General features: G+C 71.3%; 13 protein-coding genes and 1 pseudogene. 10 read left to right on the top strand and 4 right to left on the bottom strand.

The features are described from left to right. The first annotated feature begins 20 nt into the window (after positions 1 to 20). Together Ssi02_RS26540 and Ssi02_RS26535 are read left to right on the top strand one after the other, a co-directional pair. Positions 21 to 2021, top strand: coding sequence for a sensor histidine kinase (locus Ssi02_RS26540; RefSeq protein ID WP_204030300.1), 2001 nt, complete (start codon positions 21 to 23; stop codon positions 2019 to 2021). Beyond that, positions 2018 to 2704: a response regulator gene (locus Ssi02_RS26535; protein WP_204030299.1), complete on the top strand. Its 687-nt coding sequence runs from the start codon at positions 2018 to 2020 to the stop codon at positions 2702 to 2704. Before Ssi02_RS26540 ends, Ssi02_RS26535 begins: the two co-directional genes overlap by 4 nt. A 203-nt stretch (positions 2705 to 2907) precedes the next feature. Here Ssi02_RS26535 and Ssi02_RS26530 read toward each other — a convergent pair whose 3' ends face one another. After that, positions 2908 to 3207: a hypothetical protein gene (locus Ssi02_RS26530; protein ID WP_204030298.1), complete on the bottom strand. Its 300-nt coding sequence runs from the start codon at positions 3205 to 3207 to the stop codon at positions 2908 to 2910. Positions 3208 to 3730: 523 nt separating this feature from the next. Between Ssi02_RS26530 and Ssi02_RS40120 the strand changes: the two genes are divergently transcribed. Both Ssi02_RS40120 and Ssi02_RS26520 read left to right on the top strand, forming a co-directional pair. After that, a complete protein-coding gene (locus Ssi02_RS40120; RefSeq protein WP_239129728.1) occupies positions 3731 to 5269 on the top strand; it encodes a carbohydrate binding domain-containing protein in 1539 nt (512 codons plus the stop codon). A gap of 122 nt (positions 5270 to 5391) precedes the next feature. After that, the gene (locus Ssi02_RS26520; protein ID WP_204030296.1) at positions 5392 to 8949 is read left to right on the top strand and encodes a serine/threonine-protein kinase; all 3558 of its coding nucleotides are present in this window, start codon (positions 5392 to 5394) and stop codon (positions 8947 to 8949) included. Here the strand turns inward: Ssi02_RS26520 and Ssi02_RS26515 are convergent. Then, the gene (locus Ssi02_RS26515; protein ID WP_204030295.1) at positions 8946 to 9254 is read right to left on the bottom strand and encodes a hypothetical protein; all 309 of its coding nucleotides are present in this window, start codon (positions 9252 to 9254) and stop codon (positions 8946 to 8948) included. The genes Ssi02_RS26520 and Ssi02_RS26515 overlap by 4 nt on opposite strands. Positions 9255 to 10827: 1573 nt before the next feature. Between Ssi02_RS26515 and Ssi02_RS26510 the strand changes: the two genes are divergently transcribed. Both Ssi02_RS26510 and Ssi02_RS26505 read left to right on the top strand, forming a co-directional pair. After that, on the top strand, positions 10828 to 12108 hold the full coding sequence (locus Ssi02_RS26510; protein ID WP_204030294.1) for a helix-turn-helix domain-containing protein: 1281 nt from the start codon (positions 10828 to 10830) through the stop codon (positions 12106 to 12108). A gap of 413 nt (positions 12109 to 12521) precedes the next feature. Further along, positions 12522 to 14147: a PucR family transcriptional regulator gene (locus Ssi02_RS26505; RefSeq protein ID WP_204030293.1), complete on the top strand. Its 1626-nt coding sequence runs from the start codon at positions 12522 to 12524 to the stop codon at positions 14145 to 14147. A 94-nt stretch (positions 14148 to 14241) separates the two neighbouring features. Here Ssi02_RS26505 and Ssi02_RS38895 read toward each other — a convergent pair whose 3' ends face one another. Then, on the bottom strand, positions 14242 to 14439 hold the full coding sequence (locus Ssi02_RS38895) for a hypothetical protein (protein ID WP_239129727.1): 198 nt from the start codon (positions 14437 to 14439) through the stop codon (positions 14242 to 14244). Between Ssi02_RS38895 and Ssi02_RS39915 the strand changes: the two genes are divergently transcribed. After that, positions 14431 to 14535: a M1 family aminopeptidase gene (locus tag Ssi02_RS39915; RefSeq protein ID WP_373870202.1), complete on the top strand. Its 105-nt coding sequence runs from the start codon at positions 14431 to 14433 to the stop codon at positions 14533 to 14535. The genes Ssi02_RS38895 and Ssi02_RS39915 overlap by 9 nt on opposite strands. A gap of 158 nt (positions 14536 to 14693) precedes the next feature. Here the strand turns inward: Ssi02_RS39915 and Ssi02_RS26495 are convergent, their stop codons facing one another. Continuing rightward, positions 14694 to 14879 (bottom strand): hypothetical protein, encoded by a 186-nt coding sequence (locus tag Ssi02_RS26495; protein WP_204030292.1) that lies wholly within the window; start codon positions 14877 to 14879, stop codon positions 14694 to 14696. A 160-nt stretch (positions 14880 to 15039) separates the two neighbouring features. Between Ssi02_RS26495 and Ssi02_RS26490 the strand changes: the two are divergent. The 3 genes and pseudogenes from Ssi02_RS26490 (at position 15040) to Ssi02_RS26480 (ending at position 19836) form a co-directional block, all read left to right on the top strand. Next, positions 15040 to 16361: pseudogene (locus tag Ssi02_RS26490) on the top strand (aspartate aminotransferase family protein). Continuing rightward, the gene (locus Ssi02_RS26485; RefSeq protein WP_204030290.1) at positions 16358 to 18085 is read left to right on the top strand and encodes a phytoene desaturase family protein; all 1728 of its coding nucleotides are present in this window, start codon (positions 16358 to 16360) and stop codon (positions 18083 to 18085) included. Before Ssi02_RS26490 ends, Ssi02_RS26485 begins: the two are co-directional and overlap by 4 nt. After that, a complete protein-coding gene (locus Ssi02_RS26480; RefSeq protein ID WP_204030289.1) occupies positions 18082 to 19836 on the top strand; it encodes a dihydroxy-acid dehydratase in 1755 nt (584 codons plus the stop codon). The genes Ssi02_RS26485 and Ssi02_RS26480 overlap by 4 nt, the downstream gene beginning before the upstream one ends. Positions 19837 to 19839: the final 3 nt, after the last annotated feature.

Genomic DNA, 19839 nt, shown 5'->3' with positions numbered 1-19839 from the left:
CTGAGGAATCTGGAGAAGACATGCCGCGCATGCCCCGACCGGCCCAGTGGAGTGTGGCCGGGCAAGTGCTGCTCATGCAGATCGTCGTCGTGTCCGTCACCGTCGCCGGCGGCATCCTTCTCACCCTCTACAACACCAGGGAGCTGCTGGCCGACGAGGCCGGGCGGGCCGCCAAGGCGGTGGCGATCAGCGTGGCGGACTCGCCGTCGGTGATCACCGCCCTGGCCGGTCCGGACCCCTCGAAAACGCTCCAGCCATACGCCGAACGCACCCGCCGCGAGGCGGGCCTGGACTTCATCACCATCATGAGTACGGCAGGCATCAGATACACCCATCCCAATCCCGGGCAGATCGGTAAGCCCTTCCTCGGCAACACCGCTCCCGCCCTCGCCGGTCACGCCTTCACCGAGCAATTCACCGGCACGCTCGGTCTGTCCGTACGCGCCGTCGCGCCGGTGCGCGGAGAGGACGGGGCCGTCCGCGGGATGGTAAGCGCGGGCACGACGGTCAAGCGCATCGGCGACAGGTTCCGCGAGCAGGCGGGGGTGGCCGGGCTGACCGGACTGCTTGGACTGTCGGTGGGCGGTGTGGGAACGGTGCTGGTGAGCTCCCGCCTGCGCCGCCAGACCCGCGGGCTCGACGCCGCGGAGCTCACCCGCATCTACGAGCACCACGACGCGATCCTGCACGCCGTGCGCGAAGGGCTGCTGCTCATCGACGCCGAGCGCCGGTTGACGCTGTGCAACGACGGGGCCCGTGCACTGCTCGGCCTGGCCGCAGGCGTGGAGGGCGGGCACGTGTCCGGCCTGCCGCTGGCGAGGTCGCTGATCGACCTGCTGACCGGCGGCGAGGAACGCACCGACGAGATCCACCTCACCGGTGAGCGTGTCCTCGTGGTCAACATGGCCCCTGTGCGCTCCGGCTCCCGCCGCCTTGGCTATGTGGTGACATTGCGCGACCACACCGAGTTGCAGGACCTCGCCGGCCGGCTCGACGCCGCCCACGGCTTCACCGAGTCGCTCCGCTCCGCCGCGCACGAGTCGGCCAACCGGCTGCACACCGTCGTCACCCTGATCGAGCTGGGCCGAACCGAGCAGGCCGTGGCCTTCGCCACCGCGGAACTCGCGACCGCGCAGCAGCTGACCGACAAGGTGGTCGGCGCCGTACGCGAACCCGTGCTGGCCGCCCTCCTGCTCGGCAAGACCGCTCAGGCCGACGAGCGGGGAGTCGAACTGTCGATCACACCGGACAGCGAACTCGACGACGTCGGCCTCGACGGGCGCGATCTGGTCACCATCCTCGGCAACCTCGTCGACAACGCCCTCGACGCCGCCGTCACCGGCGGCAGCCCCGCCCGCGTGCGCGTCACCCTCCGCGCGGACGCCGGCGAGGTCCTTATCCGCGTGGCCGACAGCGGCCCCGGCCTCGGCGAACGTGAGGCGGCGGACGCCTTCCGCCGCGGCTGGACCACCAAGGCCGACGGCCGCGGCCTCGGCCTCGCCATGGTGGGCCAGGCGGTCCGCCGCCTCGCCGGGACCATCGAGGTGGAGAGGGAGGAGGGCGCGACCTTCACGGTACGGCTACCGCTGCCGGAGCCACCTGAGGAAACGGGAGCCGGGCCTTCGGGGGGCCGCGGTGAGGTCGAGCCCGGGCCTTCTCTGCGGGAAGCCGGGGCTGCGAAGGGCCGCGCGGCCGGGCCGCCCGGCGAAGCGCAGTCGCCACAGGTCGCAGTCGCCGGACATGGGTCCGCGGCCGAGCCCACGGCGGGCCGCGACGTCGGCGCTCCGGAGGGTATCGACGCTGCGCCGTCAAGGGGCATCGAAGCGCTGCCTTCCGATGGGCCGCGCCGCGGGCAGGTCCAGGGAGAGGGGCGCGGGAGAAGCGCTCGGGAGGACACCGGCGCTGCGCCGCCACGAGAAGCCGGCGTCGAGCCCTTCAGCGGACCGGCCCGGGGTGGCGGGGACGGCGACATCGGGTCTTCGGAGGGTGTCGAGACCGGGCCGCCGGGAGGTGGGGCGTGATCTCGGTGCTCATTGTCGAGGACGAGGAGATCTCGGCCGAGGGCAACCGCATCTACGTGGAGCGGGTGCCAGGCTTCCGGGTCGCCGGGATGGCGCGGTCGGGTGGGGAGGCGTTGCGGTTTCTCCGCCGGCATCCCGCCGATCTGGTGCTCCTTGACCTGTATCTACCGGACATGCACGGCTTGGACGTCTGCCGGGCGATGCGTGCCGCCGGGAACCTCTGTGACGTCATCGCCGTGACCTCGGTGCGCGACCTGTCGGTCGTCCGTACCGCCATATCCGTTGGGGTTGTGCAATATGTGCTGAAACCCTTCACGTTCGCCACGCTTCACGACAAGCTCCGGCGCTACGCGGACTTCCGCTCGTCGGTCGGAGGCCAGGGGGAGGCCAGCGGTCAGGGCGAGGTCGACAAGGCGCTGGCCCTGCTCCGGGACACCGCCGGATCGCCGCTGCCGAAGGGCATGACCCAGTCGACGCTGGACGTTGTCGTCACCCGGGTGCGTGAGGCGCCGGAAGGGGTCTCGGCGCAGACCGTCGGAACCGCGGTGGGGGTGTCGAGGGTGACGGCGCGGAGATATCTGGAGCATCTCGTCGACACCGGCGTCGCCAGCCGGGTGCCGCAGTATGGCGGGGTCGGGCGCCCCGAACTGCTCTATCGCATCGTCCCCGTCACGAGGGGGTGAGCCTCGCCCGCCGGTGCGGTGCGAACGGGAGGACGAGGGGTTCTCACGCGGACGGAGAACGGGAGAAGGGCGCGACCCCGGCTGAGAGACGCATCGTCACCGGAGAGCGAGGCGGGACGGAGACCGGGCGAGGGGGCACGGACCCTCGCCCGATTGAGACCCGCCGCCGGGGCGGTGTCCTGATGTCGCCGGGAGGCCGGAGGCTAACAGCGGCTCATGTCGGTGGTCATGTCGATCGTCCACCGCCATGAGTTTTGGTGCTCGCCCCGAGGGGCCACGACCGCCCGATAGTTGGCCAGGGGGAAGTATTGCCGCACGCAGATGGACTGATTGACGCCTGAGCAGTTGTACCAGACCGCCTTGTCGCCGACCTTGTGCGGCCCGCCGCAGGGGCGGGCCGACGCCGAGGTGGTGGCCGACGCGGAGGCGGGGGAGGCCGAGCCGGCCAGGGCAGCGGCGGCCAGCGCCGCCAGTGCCGTGGCCGCCAGTGTCCTGCTGATCATTCCGGTGTCCTTTCTGGAAGGAAGAGACTGATCGAGCCGTCACGTAGTGTAGATGATTGATTACTTTCCGTGTCTGCACTGTCCGATGATGGACACACTCCTCGGGGGCGCAGGTCACCATTCGGCATTCAAGCCGGGCTCATTCACCCTGCACGAGCCCCGTGCTCGCCCCTGCGGGACCACCTGGCCGGCCTCGGCTGCGGCGCCGATGTGGCCCCGCATATCCGTGGCCGGCGCCACCACGTGGCCTTTAAAAGCAGGTCCGATACCCACCCGCCACTTTGTCCTGGTCAGCCCCTCGCAAATGTCGACCGGAAAGGTGCGCTTAAGGTTCTCTTTATGGACTCATATGGCGGTTTCTCCGGATAATTCGGTGGATTGTAGCTCGCGAGCCCTCACCCACCGCGGCCTCGCAACCTCTGTTGTGCTGTCTACGCCGGGTGACGTTGAAGCGCCCGGGCTGAGAAGGGTTGTCCCCTTTATGAAGCGCACCCCCCGCTTGCTTCTCCTGGCAGTGTCATTAATGCTGGCGACCTTGGGCGTCGTCGCCACGCAGACCTCGGCGCACGCCGCCAACCTGCTCGCCAACGCCGGCTTCGAGAGTGGATCCCTCTCCCCGTGGACCTGCTCCGGCGGCCTCGGGTCGGTCGTCGCCACCCCCGCGCGCTCGGGCACCAAGGCCCTGGCCGGCGCGGCGAGCGGCTCCGACAACGCCCGCTGCGCCCAGACGGTGTCGGTGCGGCCCAGCACGACCTACACGGTGAGCGCCTGGGTGCGCGGCAACTACGTCTACCTCGGCGTGGTCGGCGGCACCTCGCGCTGGGCAGCCTCCGCCGCGGACTACACCGAGCTCACGGTCTCGTTCACCACGGGTGCCAGCCAGACCTCGGCCGAGGTCTACCTGCACGGATGGTACGGCCAGGGCACCTACCACGCCGACGACGTCAGCTTCGACGGCGCCCCGGGCCCCTCGCCGTCCCCCTCGGCCTCCCCGTCGAGCTCGCCTTCCCCCTCCACGTCGCCCTCGCCGTCGCCGTCGGCGTCCCCTTCGCCCTCGACCTCCCCTTCAGCCTCCCCGTCCCCGTCGGTGTCGCCGACGAGTGACGTCACCTGCGCGCTGAAGGGCAAGCCCGCCGGCAAGGTCCTGCACGGCTACTGGGAGAACTGGGACGGCGCCGTGAACGGCGTGCACCCGCCGCTCGGCTGGATCCCGATCACCGACTCCCGCATCACGGCCCACGGCTACAACGTCATCAACGCGGCGTTCCCCGTCATCCGCTCGGACGGCACCGTCCTGTGGGAGGACGGCATGGACTCCACCGTCAAGGTCGCCACCCCGGCCGAGATGTGCCAGGCCAAGGCCAACGGCCTGACGATCCTGATGTCGATCGGCGGCGCGACCGCGGGCATCGACCTCAGCTCCGCCACCGTCGCCGACCGGTTCGTCCAGACGATCGTGCCGATCCTCAAGAGGTACAACTTCGACGGCATCGACATCGACATCGAGACCGGCCTCTCCGGCAGCGGCAACATCAACCAGCTCTCGGTCTCCCAGGCCAACCTCATCCGCATCATCGACGGCGTGCTCGCCCAGATGCCGGCCAACTTCGGCCTCACCATGGCCCCCGAGACGGCTTACGTCACCGGCGGCAGCGTCGTCTACGGCTCGATCTGGGGCTCCTACCTCCCCATCATCAAGAAGTACGCCGACAACGGCCGCCTCTGGTGGCTGAACATGCAGTACTACAACGGCAGCATGTACGGCTGCTCCGGCGACTCCTACGCCGCCGGCACCGTGCAGGGCTTCGTCGCCCAGACCACCTGCCTCAACGACGGCCTCGTCATCCAGGGCACCACCATCCGGGTCCCCTATGACAAGCAGGCCCCCGGTCTGCCCGCCCAGGTCGGCGCGGGCGGCGGCCACATGGCGCCAGGCCTGGTCTCCCAGGCGTGGAACAGCTTCAACGGCCAGCTCAAGGGCCTTATGACCTGGTCCATCAACTGGGACGGCTCGAAGGGCTGGACCTTCGGCGACAACGTCAAGGGTCTGCAGGGCCGCTAAGGCACCGCCGTACAAAGCCGGGTGAAGGCCACTTCTGATCTACAGGGTGGCCTTCCCCGGAACTTCTCCGCAGAAATGTGCATCCAATCCTGCGACGCACATTGAAACGGGGGACGGAAAGCATGGCGACACCGCTAATCGACGGGGATCCACAGCGGCTCGGCGACTATTGGCTGGCGGGCCGCTTGGGCGCCGGCGGACAAGGAGTGGTTTACGAGGCATACGGTTCGGACGGCCATCGGGTGGCCATCAAGGTGCTGCATGGGGATGCGGCGGCGGACCCGGACCTGCGGGGGCGGTTCGGGCGGGAGGCGGCGGCGGCGCGACGGGTGGCGTCGTTCTGCACCGCCGCGGTGATCGGCGCCGAGCTCGACGGGGCACGGCCGTACATCGTCAGCGAGTTCGTGGAGGGCGTCAGCCTGCGCACAGCGGTCGCGGGGGGCCGCAGGTTCGCGGGTGCCGACCTCCACCGGCTCGGTACGGCTGTCGCCACCGCCCTGACCGCCGTCCACGAGGCCGGGGTGATCCACCGGGACATGAAGCCCGACAACGTGCTGATCGGCCCGGACGGGCCGCGTGTCATCGACTTCGGCATCGCCCGCACCCTGGAGATGTCGCTGACCGCGACCGGGATGGTGGCGGGCACGCCGACGTACATGGCGCCGGAGGTGTTCACGGGGCAGCGGGCCGGGCCGCCGGCGGACGTGTTCGCCTGGGGCGGCATCATGCTGTTCGCCGCGACCGGGGAGGACCCGTTCGAGGCGGAGAGCCTCGGCAGTGTGATGCACCGGGTGCTGACGTCCGACCCCGACCTGACGCCGCTGCCCGTCTCGATGCGGTCCCTGGTGGGCGCCGCGCTCGCCAAGGACCCGCGGGACAGGCCGGCATCACGCGAGTTGCTGCTGGCGCTGGTCAGCGACGACGGCCGTTCCGGCACCGCCGCGCTGCTGGCCGAGGGCAGCCGGGAGGCGGGGCTGATCCGCGGCGACCGCGACGACCCGGCGCTCGGGGCCCGGGCAGAGGAGATCTACGCGCGCCTCGGGCAGGAGCAGCGGGCGCTGGCTCCCGCCGTGTTCCTGCGGCTCGTTACCCTCGACGAGGACGGGGAGGTGCGGCCGCGGCGGGCACGGCGCGACGAGTTCCCCGAGGCCGGGCGGGAGATCCTCGGTGCCTTCTCCCGTCTGCTCACCGGCGACGAACGTGAGATCTGGCCGGCGAGCCCTGCCCTGCCGCACGCCTGGCCCCGCCTGCGCGCGTGGGCGCGGAACAACCGCGACGGCCTCGCCGTACACCGCGAGGTCTGGACCGCGCTGCGCCGCTGGGAGCAGGGCGGGCGCAAGGAGAGCGGGCTGCTCTCCGGGGCCGTCCTCGCCGACGCTCGGCGATGGGCGGCGGCGGAGCGGGGCGACATCGTGCCGAGCGACGCCGAACGCGCGTTCCTCGACGCGGGCGCGGCGCTCGCCCGCCGCCGGGCCAGGCGCGGGCGTGTGCTCACCGGCTCGCTGGGCGGGCTGCTCGTGGCCGCGCTGGTCGCCGGCGGCCTCGCGATACAGCAGAGCGGGCTCGCCGAGGAGCGCGGCGCGACCGCGGAATCACAGGCGACCCGGGCCGAGTCGCAGCGGATCGCGGCACTCGCCGACACGCTGCGGGCCACCGACCCGGTGAAGGCGATGCTGCTCAGCGTGGCGGCCTGGCGGATCACGCCGACGCCGCAGACGAGAGCGGCGGTCGCCGGCTCGCTGGCACAGCACGAGCACAGGGCGTTCCACGACCCGGCGACCGCCTCCGGCACGATCAGGGCGTTGAGCCACGACAGCCGCACGCTGGTCAGCGTCGGCGAGAACACCGTGCGCGTGTGGGATGTGCGCACGGGCACTCAGGTAGGCGGGTTCGCCGGGGTCGGCGCCCGTGTCCGGAGTGCCGCGGTCAGCCCCGCCGGGCGGACCCTCGCCGTCGTCGACGGCACACGCGTGGACGTCTGGGACCTGCGGACCGGTAAGAGGCGGGCCCAGCTCCCTCTGGACACACCGGCTTACGCGAGGGTGCCGCGCGCGGTGGCCTTCGGCCAGGCCGAGAACATCCTCATCGTGGGCGGCGAAGGTCCGCTGGACTCCGGCCAGAAGCAGGTGTTGTGGGACCTCACGACCGGTCGCAAGCGCACACCGCCTTTCCACGTGGCGCAGATCTCACCTGACGGGAAGCACATGGTCGGCCACAGCGAATCCCATGCGCTTGAGACATGGCGTCCCGTCGATGGGAAAAGGGGGGACTTCGGGGCGATGTCCCGCGACGCGGCCTACAGCGCCGACAGCAGATTCGCCGCGGTCGCCGTCGGATCGGCGATCCACTTCAAGACCGTCCGCGACGAGAAGGATTACTGCGACAGGCTCATCGCCGACTACGACCAGGGCACCGTGCAGATGAGCCCCGACGGGCGGCACGTGGTGTCCTACACCGCCGACACCATCACCGTGTGGTCGGACTGCGTGTTGAGTCCCTCCCTCGTGCACAAGATCGACACCGTGGAGCCCGTTGTCGCTTTCGACCCCGACGGGCACACCATGCGATACCTCGACGGTGCGAAGGTCGTCACCCTGGATCTCCGCCGGACACTCGCCCCCGCCCGGCTCAAAGGAACGAGCGACAACCTCGTGCTCAGCCCCGACAGCCGTCTGCTCGCCACCCACGCCGACGAGACGGCGAAGGTCACCCTGTGGGATGTACGGCGGCGCACCCCCATCGGCACCCTCGACCTCGGCCGCGCCGCCGCGTTCTCCATCCTCACCTTCTCCGCCGACGGCAGGCGGCTCGCCGCCGCCACGGAGGGCAACTCGCCCTACACCTTGAAGGTCGACGTATGGGACACCTCCACCCTCAAGCGGGTCGCCACCCTCACCCCGAGACGGCACCTCGGCGCGCGGACGCTGACGCTCAGCGCCGACGGCGGACTGCTCGCCATGGCAGTGGACGAAACCGACAAGAACCCCCACGGCGCCGTGCAGCTGTGGGACCTGTCGAGCGGCAGCCTGCGCTGGGAACGCCGGCAACGCAGGACGAGCGGCCTCACCTTCGCCCCCGGCGGCAAGTCTCTCGCGATCGCCGGCAACAGCTGGAGCGGCCTGGTGGACCTGGTGTCGGGCCGCAAGACCGGCAAGGACTTCGGCGCGGTTCTGGGCGACTCCCGCGCGGCCACGCTGGCGTTCGACAAGGGCGGCACCCGCTTCGCCCTCGGCACCCTCGCGGGCTACGACGACGAGGGACGTTCCCCCGTCGGAGAGGTCTCGCTGTGGGACACCGCCACACAACGCAGGCTCGACACGCGGCTCGCGGGCCAGTTCGTCGAGGGGGTATCCGGCGTCATCTTCTCACCGCGCGGTGACGTGGTCGCCGCCGTCGTCGAAAGGCAGAAGGTGATGATGTGGGAGGCCGGCTCGGGCATCCCCCTGGGCGGGCCGTTCAGCGTGCATCCCGAGTACATCGCGGCGATGGCCTTCAACGCGGATGGCACACACCTGGTCACCGTCGGGGCCGGTGGGGACATCGCCGAGCACGTCGTCGACCCCGAGCAGTCCGCCGCCGCCGTCTGCGCCCGGGCCGGCAAGACGCTCTCGGCCGCCGACTGGAAGGCGTTCAAGATCGGCGTGCCGTACCGCGACGTCTGCCCCCGATCTGGAGACTAGGGGCGTGTACGGACGACCGTGCCGATGACCACCGCCGGGTCCGAGCCGTGGGGCTGGGCATGCACGGCCACGAGATTCCGGCAGGTGGCGGCCAGTCCCGTGTAGTCGCCGAGGAAGCATCCCGGCGGGCCCTTCTCGGTGAGCCGCGGCGCCTTCCTCATGTCGTACGGCACGGGCGTCAGCCGCGTCTCCCGCCACACCCCGGCCTGCGTGTCGCACCTCGCCGCGCACGTCGCCGTCCACCGGTCCGTGAGGAGCGCGGCGTCCGCGGTGTCGTGGCGGAAGTCGGCGCAGGTGACGGCCACCGCGACCGCTCGGGGTGAACGCCTGCCGGTTCGGTGCGGGCAGCGTGGCGGGGGTGGCGTTCACCTGGACGAGCGGGGTCCAGGTGGCGGCTCCGCCCCCGGATGAGGAGATCGACGCCGTCGGCATGCCTCGAGGTGAAGCGGGCGTCCTGGCAAACCAGGTAGACGCGTCCGGTGACCGGGTGGACGGCGTTGTGCGCCACCATCCGCCCGCCCCTGGCCACCGCGTCGCCGGGGGTTTTGCGGGTCGTGGACACCGTCGACCGCAGGCCGGCGACCGTCGCCGGCGGCGTCCACGTGGGACCCCGGTCGGCCGAGCGGATCGCCATGAGGGCGTGGCGCCCTCGTCGCGTGCGGGGCGGCCTGGCCTGGAGGTCGATGTGCGTGACGGTGCCGAGGAGGACGCCGCCTGCAGCACGCTGAGCTGATGCCCCGTGGTGATTCGGCCTGGGCCCTGGGGCGACGACGACGCGGGCGGGGCTCCAGGTGCGTCCCGAGTTGCGGCTCGCGGTGAAGAACGCGGGGCCGTGGAACGGTTCACCCTCGGCCGCCTGCTGCGTCACGGTCGAGCCCGCCGCGTAGAGGCGGGACGGATGGCGCGGATCGGCGGTGATCGGCGCGCTGGTGACGTCGTTTCCCGAGGCCACGGCGACCGGCCTGGACCAGGTGCGCCCGCCGTCGGCCGAGCGTGCCCACGGTGCTGCTCGCGCCCGAGACGTGGACCGCGGAGGGCGGTGGAGAGAGGGGGAATGCGGGCAGCAGGGGTCAACAGGGCGGTGAAACAGGGGCAGACGTATGGGCACCTCATGGGTGATGATCGTTGGGGGAACGTGTCGCCTGGGGGCCGCAGGGTGTTCTCCGGCGGGTGGTCTGGCCGTCGCCCGCCGGGGCGCCGGCGAATTTGAATTCTTCGGGTGTGCGGTGTGAAAACCTGGTGACAGCGAGCGTCGATTGCGAAAGGAATCCAAATGAAATTTACGATAGTCGATATTGGAAAGCGTGGTTGTTTGCCTGTCTCAGTCTTGCCGCCGAGCCGATCTTTATCCTCTCCGGTGAGCTTCCCGGGCCAGGGCACCGCGACCTCGAAAGGCGGCACGCCACCTTTCGGTGGCGCTTCTCCGGGTCGGCTTTCCGCACGCTGCTCTCCCGCTCTGAATAGCCGTCGCCCGCCCCTCGGCGCGTTGTGCCCGCCGCGTGGGCCGGAGGGGTGGGCTGCGACGTCAGCCGAGATTCTTGGTAGTCAAAGGATCACTGACGGTGGCCAATAATGGCCAAGGTTCGCACCGTCCGCGAAAGGCGACAAAAGTGGTGCCGAGTCATATCAACTTTTGGAGAAGGGTGTGTAGGGTTGACGGCAGGCCATCCGATAAGGGTGCTGTTCGGTGACCGGCGGATGGCGCAGCGTAAATATTCGCGGCTGCCTTCAATCCATCCTCCGGGACACCAAACGCACACACAGCGGACAAATGTTGTGAGCCCTTTGGCGCTTCCGCCTATGGACCAAGTCATCTTCCGGATGAAGAATGATCGGTAAACCAGCCGGGCGTCGCTCTGTCCGGCAGAAGGGGAGGAAATGCTGGAGTTATTAATGTCGGGCGAAGCGGCGCAGCTCTATGAACGTCTGGTCCGTGAAGGACCGCTCCCGATCGACGTGGAGATCGTCGACGGCCCTGAGCCGCCGGGCCGCCACTCCGCCGTGTACGGTGCCCGCACGGGGGCCGGTGCCGCACCGGACGGGGAAAGCGCGCGGACGGAGACAGCGCGGGGTGGAGGCGGGAGCGGTCCATGGGCGCCGGCGGCCACGTCGCGCCACGCCGTTCATCTCGACGTCCCGCCCGTCGCCGTGCCCAACGGCACGGCGATGGGCATGGAAATGGGCCCGGCTATGGGCACAGCCGGCGGCGGCCGGCCCCGGGCGACCGCACCCCCGGCGATCGCCTTCAGCAACCATGGAACGCTCCCCGGGCCGGCCCCGGCGGTGGCGGAGCTCATCGACAGGGGGTTCGCATGGATCAGCGGCACGCGCCCGGCGACATTGAACGCCGTGCCGCCCGGCCAGGTCTACGAGAAGGTGCTCACCCACCAGCAGGCGCTGCTTGAGGACATGCACGCCGAGCTCAACCACCGGACGCGCGACCTGCTGAGTCTGCACGACTATCTGGGGCGTCTGCAGGCGTGGCTGACGGCGAGGGCGGCGGTGGCGCCGGAGACGGACGGGGTGGTCAACCTCGTCCAGGGCGCCGACGTGGTGCCCGCCGCCGTGATGGGGCTGCACGTCAACGCGCTGGACCGCATCATGGTGGTGAACACCCCCGTCTACTGGGACCTCGCGGCCGGCTGCGACGAGCCCTGGGTGCTGCCGCCGCTGCCCATGCGGCTCCTGCGGACGGTGGTGGCCAGCGATCTCCTGGACCGCGGGCCTCACCCCGCCACGCTGTTCCACGATCTGGCCGCGGAAGGGGTGGCCGTCCGTGTGCACCACGGGTTGCCTGGCGCCGGGCTCTCCATTGTCGACGACCAGGTGATCTTCCCCATCCCGGCGCCCACGGTGCCGGCGGCGCTCGTGGTGCGGCATCCGCTGCTCACGGAGATGGCCTGCCACCTGTTCGAGAGCATCTGGCGGACGGCGACCCCGCTCAGCGACGCGCAGGGCGTCACGGGCGAGGTGCACCCCATACGGCAGCGCATCCTCACTCTCCTCGCCGCCGGGCAGAGCGACCACGAGGTGGCCGTGTCGCTGGGGGTGACGGAGCGCACCGTGCGCCGCCATGTGGCATCCCTGATGGAGGAATGGGACGCGAAGACCAGGATGCATCTCGGGGCTCTGGCGGTCAGGGAAGGCTGGATCTCCTGACCTGAGGAGGAGTTGCGACTCGACGCGGGCGGAGCGCGCTTCACGGTCCGCGGCCGTGACCCCGCGTCGAGTCGGAAGTTGGTCGGTTCGCGTCGAGTCGGAACATGGTCCCGGGCTGGGTAGGAGCCCGGACAAACCGGCGGGGTCCCATGGTGTAACGACGAGCTGACGCCCGCACAGGCCGAGCCGCTCCGCGACGGCATCCCCGGCTGCGAATGGGTGACCCTCGAAGGCGGTTCCCACATGCCGCACGTTGCGGAGGGGCGGGCGCGACGACATCCTCACCCGCGTCGAGAGCGGCGCCGCAGAGTGACGAGGGTCACTCCGAATGGGCCTTGACCTGCACGGACGCTACCGCACCCGGCCGTTCGCGGGTTACGGTGTGCGAACCAGCGGCGATCGGAGGATGCCCTGTGAACTGGACCGACGCCCCCGCCCAGCCGGTGGGATCCACTCTCGCCAGAGCCATCGAGCATCTGGGCAGCACCCTCGTCGACCTGCTCGCCGGCGATCCTGGGACGGCGGGCGTCGTCACCGGTGTCCACGTTCACGACCCCGCCGACCCCGCGCCCGTGCCCGCCGGGTCGATCGTGCTCGCCGTCGGCCTCAACGACGGTCCGTCGCTCCTCGCCCTCGTCCAGGCGGCCGCGGGCCGGGCGGCCGCCGTCGTCGTCCGTTCGAGCGCCGCCGACGGGCGTCTCGTAAACCGGGCGGGGGAGTGCGGCACGGTCCTGCTCGGCCTGTCCCCGGGGGCGAGCTGGCTGCAGGCGCTGACCCTGCTCAATGCCTCCGGCCGGACGGCAAACGTCGCCCCCTTCTCCTCACCCGCGCTCACCGGCGAGCTCTTCGACCTCGCCAACGCCATCTGCACCCTCATCGACGCCCCGGTGACCATCGACGACCGGCACGGCAACGTCCTGGCCTTCTCCGACCGCCAGGAGGAGGCCGACTTCATCCGCGTCGAGTGCATCCTCGGCCGCCGCACCCCGGTGGTCTACCAGCGCGACGGCGCCGCCCGCGCGATCCGCCGCGCCGCCGGGCCCGTCTACTTCGAGGCCGTGGCGGTGGACGAGAGGCCCACGCTTCCCCGGCTCGCGGTGGCGATCCGGGCCGGCGAGGAGTTCCTCGGCACCATCTGGGCCGCCGTGCGCGAGGCCCCGACGCCCGACCGCGAGCAGCGGCTGCTTGAAGGCTCCCGCCTGGTGGCCATCCGCATGCTGCGGCTGCGCGGCTCCGACGCGCGGCGGCGGGTGCGCGGCGACCGCGTCGCCGCCGCCCTCGGCGGTGGTGCGACCGCCGCCACGGCGCTGCGGCAGCTCGGCCTGGCGGACACGGCGGCCTTCGTGCTCGCCGTCTCGTTCGACAACGGCGACACCGACCTCGCCGCCGCCACCGACAGCCTGCTGATCGCCCGCCGCTACGGCGAACGCCAGCGCATCGCCACCGCGCTGAACACCCACCTCGACGCGAGCCTGCCCGGGTCGATCTGCGCCGTCATCGACGACCAGATCTACGCCATCGTGCCGGCCCGCCGCCTAAGGGACGTGCAGGTGATCGTGGAGAGCTCCTGCCGTTCCTTCCTTGCCCGCACCCGCAGCACCGAGCCGATGCTGATCGGCATTGGGCGCGTCGGGCGGGGCGCCGACGACCTGGAACGCTCCCGCTCCGACGCCGACCGGGCCGTCCGCGTCCTGCGCACCGCCCGCGACGGCCGGTCCATCGCCCACGCCGCCGAGGTCGACGTGGAGGCGTTGCTCCTGGAGAGCCGCGACCTGCTGCGCATGCGCGGTTGGGGACCGACGGGGGCCTATGCGAAACTGCTCGCCTACGACAACGCGCGCAACGCCTCCATGCTGCCCACGCTGCGGTCCTGGCTGGACGCCCACGGCGACATCGTGCTGGCCGCGGAGAACAGCCACATCCATCAGAACACCTTGCGCTACCGGTTGCGGCGCATCGGCGAGATCGGCGGCGTCGACCTCGACGACCCCCGCACGCGGCTGGAACTCGCCCTCCAGCTCCGCCTGTTCGAACCCTGACGTTCGAGCGTGCCGTCGCGCCTGTCGCTCGACCGGCCCTGATCCGGCTCACGCCGTACTCCGCGGGCGATATCGATCCGGCCGACGGCGAGCTCTACTTCACCACGATGACCTTCATGGTGGGGGCGCAGCGCATCTTCCCCTGCGCCGGGAAATACCACCAGATCACCACTCTGGAGCCCGGCGCGCGGGCCATGGAGAACGCCGGTGCCGTCACGTTCGGCGCCCCTTCGTCTTCAACCCCGCCGCCACCGGCCAGGAACGCGAGGATCGCGCCACCGTCCTGCTCCACGAGCTCTCCCACATGTGGTTCGGCAACCTCGTCGCCACCGGGTGGTGGGAGGACACCTGGCTTGGCCGGGCACGAACACGGGGGTCTCGGCGCTGAACTCGGCGTCCTGCGACATCTCGTGGAAGTCGGCGGGCGTCATGCGCTGCAGGATCGCTGCAGGATCGAGGAGATCCTGATGAAGCCGGCCTCCTCCTGCCGATCGGAGAAGGCGAGCACGTGGGTGCTGCGGTCCTCGATGGTGACGGGCGCGTCGATCAGCGGCAGATCACGTCGGCCGGCGCGAACAGGTCGCCCTCGGCCACTCCGGCGAAGTCACGGGAGTGGGCGAGGGGACGCGGCGGCTTGAGCACGTCGTCGATCGTGGTGACGGCCGGGGCCCAGTCGACGTGGGGGCGCAGGCGGAGCAGAGCGAGGCCGGCCAGCCGGGCCGGCTCGCGCACGTGGTCGCCGACGTGGCACACCTCGTACGGTTTAAGGAACGATCAAGAGTGACAAGGAGCTTAAAAGTAAAGCTCAGTGCGTGAGATATTGCGTTACCGCCTCTCCGTGGTGTTCGATAAAGGGAACGAAGGGACCTGGGGCACCGGACTGGAGGTTGCCATGTCCATACAAGACACCCGGGATTTCGCCCTCTCCCGCGCATGGATGGCGCGGGCGTCGAGGGTCATCCCCACAGGAGTGACGTCCGCGGCCAGGCTCGGCGTGCGGCCCGCGCCCCTGGTCATCACCGGGGCAGAAGGTGCGCGGCTGACCGACGCGGACGGCGGGGTCTATGTGGACTTCGCCCTCGCCAACGGGCCCCTGCTGCTGGGACACAGCCCGGAGCCGGTCGTCGAGGCCGTGACCAGGCAGATGCGGGCCGGGCTGCTCTACGGGGCACAGCACTATCTGGAGGCCCAGCTCGCCGAGGTGCTGGTGGAGGTGGTGCCGAGCGCCGAGGCCGTCTGCTTCTCGACCACGGGAGCGAGGCGGTGCACGCGGCGCTGCGGTTCGCGCGGGCGGCGACCGGGCGGAACACCGTCGTCCGGTTCGAGGGGCACTATCACGGCTGGTTCTCCGACATCGCCGTGTCGGGGCCTGGCACCCCGCCGGCGGCGGCGGATCGGCCGGTGCCGCTGCCACCTGTGGCCGCGTCGGCGGGGCTGGGCCGCGATCACGACGTCCTGGTGGCGCGATGGAACGATCCAATCGGGCTGGAGACGCTTCTGCGCGAGCGCGGCTCCGAGATCGCCGCCGTGATCATGGAGCCGGTGCCGCTCGCCGGGGTGCTGGAGCCGCTGCCCGGCTATCTGGAGGCGGTGCGCGCGCTCACCGAGCGCCACGGCATCGTGCTGATCTTCGACGAGGTCGTCACCGGCTTCCGCGCCGGGCTCGCGGGCGCGCAGGGCAGGTTCGGGGTTGTCCCCGACGTGACGGTGCTGGGCAAGGCGCTCGGCGCCGGATTGCCGATCAGCGCGGTGGCCGGCCGGAGCGCGGTGCTCGACACGGCGGCCGGGCCCGCGCCGCACATGGGGACCTTCAACGGCCACCCCCTCGCCACGGCGGCGGCGCTCGCGGCGCTGGAGTGCTATATGCGCCCGGGGTTCGACGCGCGGCTGGAGCGGCTGGCCGGGCAACTCGCCGACGGGCTGCGCAAGGTGGGGGAGCGGCACGGACACGACCTGGCGGTGCACCGGCTAGGCGCGCTGCTCCAGACACACTTCGTCCGCGACCCCGGCCGCCTGGCCGACTACGCGGACGTGACGGCGCGCACGGACAGGGCCGCCGCGGGCGCCTTCGCCGAATCGCTGCTGCGCCGCGGCGTCTACCTGCCGCCGCGGAACACCTGGATGTTGTCGTCGGCGCACACGGACGCCGACATCGATCTGGTGCTCGACCGGGCCGATACGGCTCTGGCCGGGATGAGGGAGTGCACCGCATGACGCACGTCGTGATCGTCGGAGGCGGCCACAACGGCCTGGTCTCCGCCGCCTACCTGGCACGGTCGGGGCTTGAGGTGACGGTGCTTGAGGCGCGCCCGATGCTGGGCGGCGCGTGCGTCACCGAGGAGGTGATGCCCGGTTACCGGGCCTCCACCTGCGCGTTCGTGCTCGGGCTGATGCGCCCCGAGATCGTCGCCGACCTGCGGCTGAAGGAGTACGGACTGGAGCTCTACAGCTCGCCCGACGCCCTGGCGTTCACCACCGAGCCGTCCGGCAGGCACTTCTTCATGTGGAAGGAGCCGGACCGGACCCTGCGCGAGGTGCGCAGACGTTTCGGGCCGCGGGACGCCGACGCCTTCGCGCAGTTCGGCATGGACATGCAGCGGCTCGGCGCCGTCCTGCGCCCGCTGATGATGCAGCCGCCGCCGTCCCTGGCCGATGTGGCCGGCGAGTTCGAGCGGCGGGGCTCGGCCGGCCTCTACGAGAGGTTCGTCACCGGCAGCGTCACCGACCTGCTCGGCGCCTACTTCGAGTCCGACCTGCTCAAGGGTTTCCTGGCGTTCAGCGGCGTCGTCTCGGTGTACGGCGCGCCCAGCACACCCGGCACGGCCTACGTCCTCGCCCACCACAGCGTCGGCGAGTTCGAGGGGCACTTCGGCAAGTGGGGCTTCGCCCGAGGCGGGGTCGGCGCGCTGACGGCCGCGATCGCGTCGGCCGCCGCCGCGAGCGGGGCGAGGCTGCGCACCTCCGCTCCGGTGGACCACGTGGTGGTCCGCGACGGCAAGGCCCGCGGGGTGGTGCTCGCCTCGGGGGAGGAGATCTCCGCCGACCTGGTCCTGTCCAACGCCGACCCCAGACGTTCCCTGCTTACCCTCGTCGGACCCGAGCACCTGCCCGGCGAGACGGTCAGCGCCGTCGAGGCCTACGACGTACGCGGATCGCAGTGCCGTGTCCTGATCGCCGCCGACCGCCTGCCGGAGTACACCGGGCTGCCCAAAGGCCAGGGCCCGCAGCACAACGGCCACACCTTCCTCAGCCCCGACCTCGACCACTACGAGGCCGCTTTCGAGGCGGCGCGGGCCGGCCGGCTGCCGGAGGATCCGGTGGTCGAGCTGACGATCGACTCGGTGCGCGAGCCGGGGCTCGTGCCGCCGGGCAGGCACATGATCGTCACCGGGGTGCAGCAACTCCCGTTCGAGCTGACCGGGCGCACCTGGGACGACGCCCGCCAGGATCTCACCGATCTGATGCTCGACCGCCTCTACGAGCACGCCCCCAACATGCGCGGCGCCGTGCTCGGCACCCACACCATCACCCCGCTGGACCTTGAGCGGGAATACGGCCTGACCGGCGGCAACATCTACCACGGCGCGATGACGCCGGCCCAGCTCCTGTCCGGCCGCCCGGTCGCGGGATGGGGCGCATACCGCACCCCGGTCGACGGCTTCTACCTGTGCGGCTCCGGCACGCACCCCGGCGGAGGCGTGCTCGGCGCGAGCGGCTACAACGCGGCGATGGCCGTGCTCACCGACCTCGGCGTGGCCACGCCGCGCCCCTGGGGATCCGAGCACGCCGCGCGGGAACTCCGCCGCCGCGGGTTCGAGGACGTGCTGCACGCGGCGTACGCCTCACCGCTGAAGAAGGTCATGAACACCGCGGCCCGGCAACCGTGGTTGCGCAAGCTGACGAACCTGGCGACCCGGCGCCCGGGAGGGAAGAAATGAACCCTGGGAGAGAGCTGCGGAGCGCCCGCTGGTTCGGCACCGTCGACATCAGCGGATTCGCCCACCGCACCACGCTGACCCCCATCGGCCTGTCCCCTGAGCACTTCGACGGCAGGCCGTTCATCGGGATCGCCCAGTCCTGGTCGGACTTCGCCCCCTGCAACGTGCACTTCCGGCAGATCGCCGAGCACCTCAAGCGCGGAGTCGCGGAGGCGGGCGGCGTGGCGATGGAGTTCCCCACGATCTCGCTGGGGGAGAACCTCGCCAAACCCACCGCGATGATGTTCCGCAACCTCATGGCGATGGACGTCGAAGAATCCATCCGCATGTATCCGATGGACGCCGTCGTGCTGCTCGGCGGATGCGACAAGACACTGCCGGCCCAGCTCATGGGCGCGGCCAGCGTCGACCTGCCCACCGTCGTCGTGACGGCGGGGCCGACCAGCCCGCGCTCGTACGGCGGACGCGAGCTTGGCGGCGGCACCGACGTGTGGAAGCTCGCCGAGCGGGTGCGCGCCGACACCGCCGACCGGGCCGAGGTTGGCGGCCTGGAGGCGGCGATCATGTCGACGCCAGGCCACTGCGCCGAGATGGGCAGCGCCTCCACGATCACCGCCCTCAGCGAGGCGCTCGGCCTTGCGCTCCCCGGGTCGGCCACGGTCCCGGCCATGGACGGCAGGCGGCTGGCCGGCGCCGCGCGGGCCGGCCGGCTCGCCGTGGAGCTGGCACTGGCCGGCGGGCCGACCCCGGCCGCGCTGCTCACCAGGGAGGCGTTCGAGAACGCCATCACCCTGCTGATGGCCCTGGGCGGCTCCACCAACGCCATCGTGCACCTGCTCGCGCTGGCCGGCCGCGTCGGTGTGCCCCTCACCCTGGACGACTTCGCCGCCGTCTCGGCGCGCACGCCGCTGCTGGCCAACCTGCGGCCGAGCGGCGAGTTCCTCGTCCAGGACCTCGACGCGGCGGGCGGCGTCCCGGCCGTGCTCAAAGAACTCGCGCCGCTGCTGCACACCGGCGTGCCGACCGTCACCGGCCGGACCCTCGGCGAGGAGATCGAGTCGGCCGCCGTCCTCGACCGGGAGGTCATCGCCCCCCTTTCCCGGCCGCGCGGCCGGACGGGCGGCCTCGCCGTCGTGCGCGGCTCGCTCGCCCCCGACGGCGCGGTCATCAAGACGAGCGCCGCACGCGCCGATTTGCTCACCCACCGGGGCCGCGCCGTCGTCTTCGAGGACGTCCGCGATCTCGCGGCGAGGATCGACGACCCCGCCCTCGACGTCGACGAGTCCAGTGTGCTGGTGCTGCGGAACTCCGGCCCCAAGGGCGGACCGGGCATGCCCGAGTGGGGCATGTTGCCGATCCCCGTCAAACTGCTCGCGCAAGGGGTCACCGACATGGTGCGGATCTCCGACGCCCGGATGAGCGGCACCGCCTTCGGCACCGTCGTCTTGCACGTGGCGCCGGAGTCCGCCGTGGGGGGACCGCTGGCGCTGGCCCGCGACGGCGACGTCGTTTCGCTCGATGTACCGAACGGCCGCCTCGATCTGGAGGTCGCCCCCGAGGAACTGGAGCGCCGCCGCCGGGAGTCGGCCCCGCGGGCTCCCCGCTACCGGCGCGGCTACAAGGCCCTGTTCGTGCGGCACGTGCGGCAGGCCGACACCGGGTGCGACTTCGACTTCCTGCGGGGCCGCCCCGACGAGGGTTCCGACAACGTGCCGGACGGCATCCTGGAGGGATGGCACGGTGGCTGGTGACCC

It is taken from the genome of Sinosporangium siamense, from assembly GCF_016863435.1.
GTDB lineage: Bacteria > Actinomycetota > Actinomycetes > Streptosporangiales > Streptosporangiaceae > Sinosporangium > Sinosporangium siamense.
Note: the sequence above shows the minus strand (reverse complement) of the source record. Positions and strands in the feature narration are given on the sequence as shown.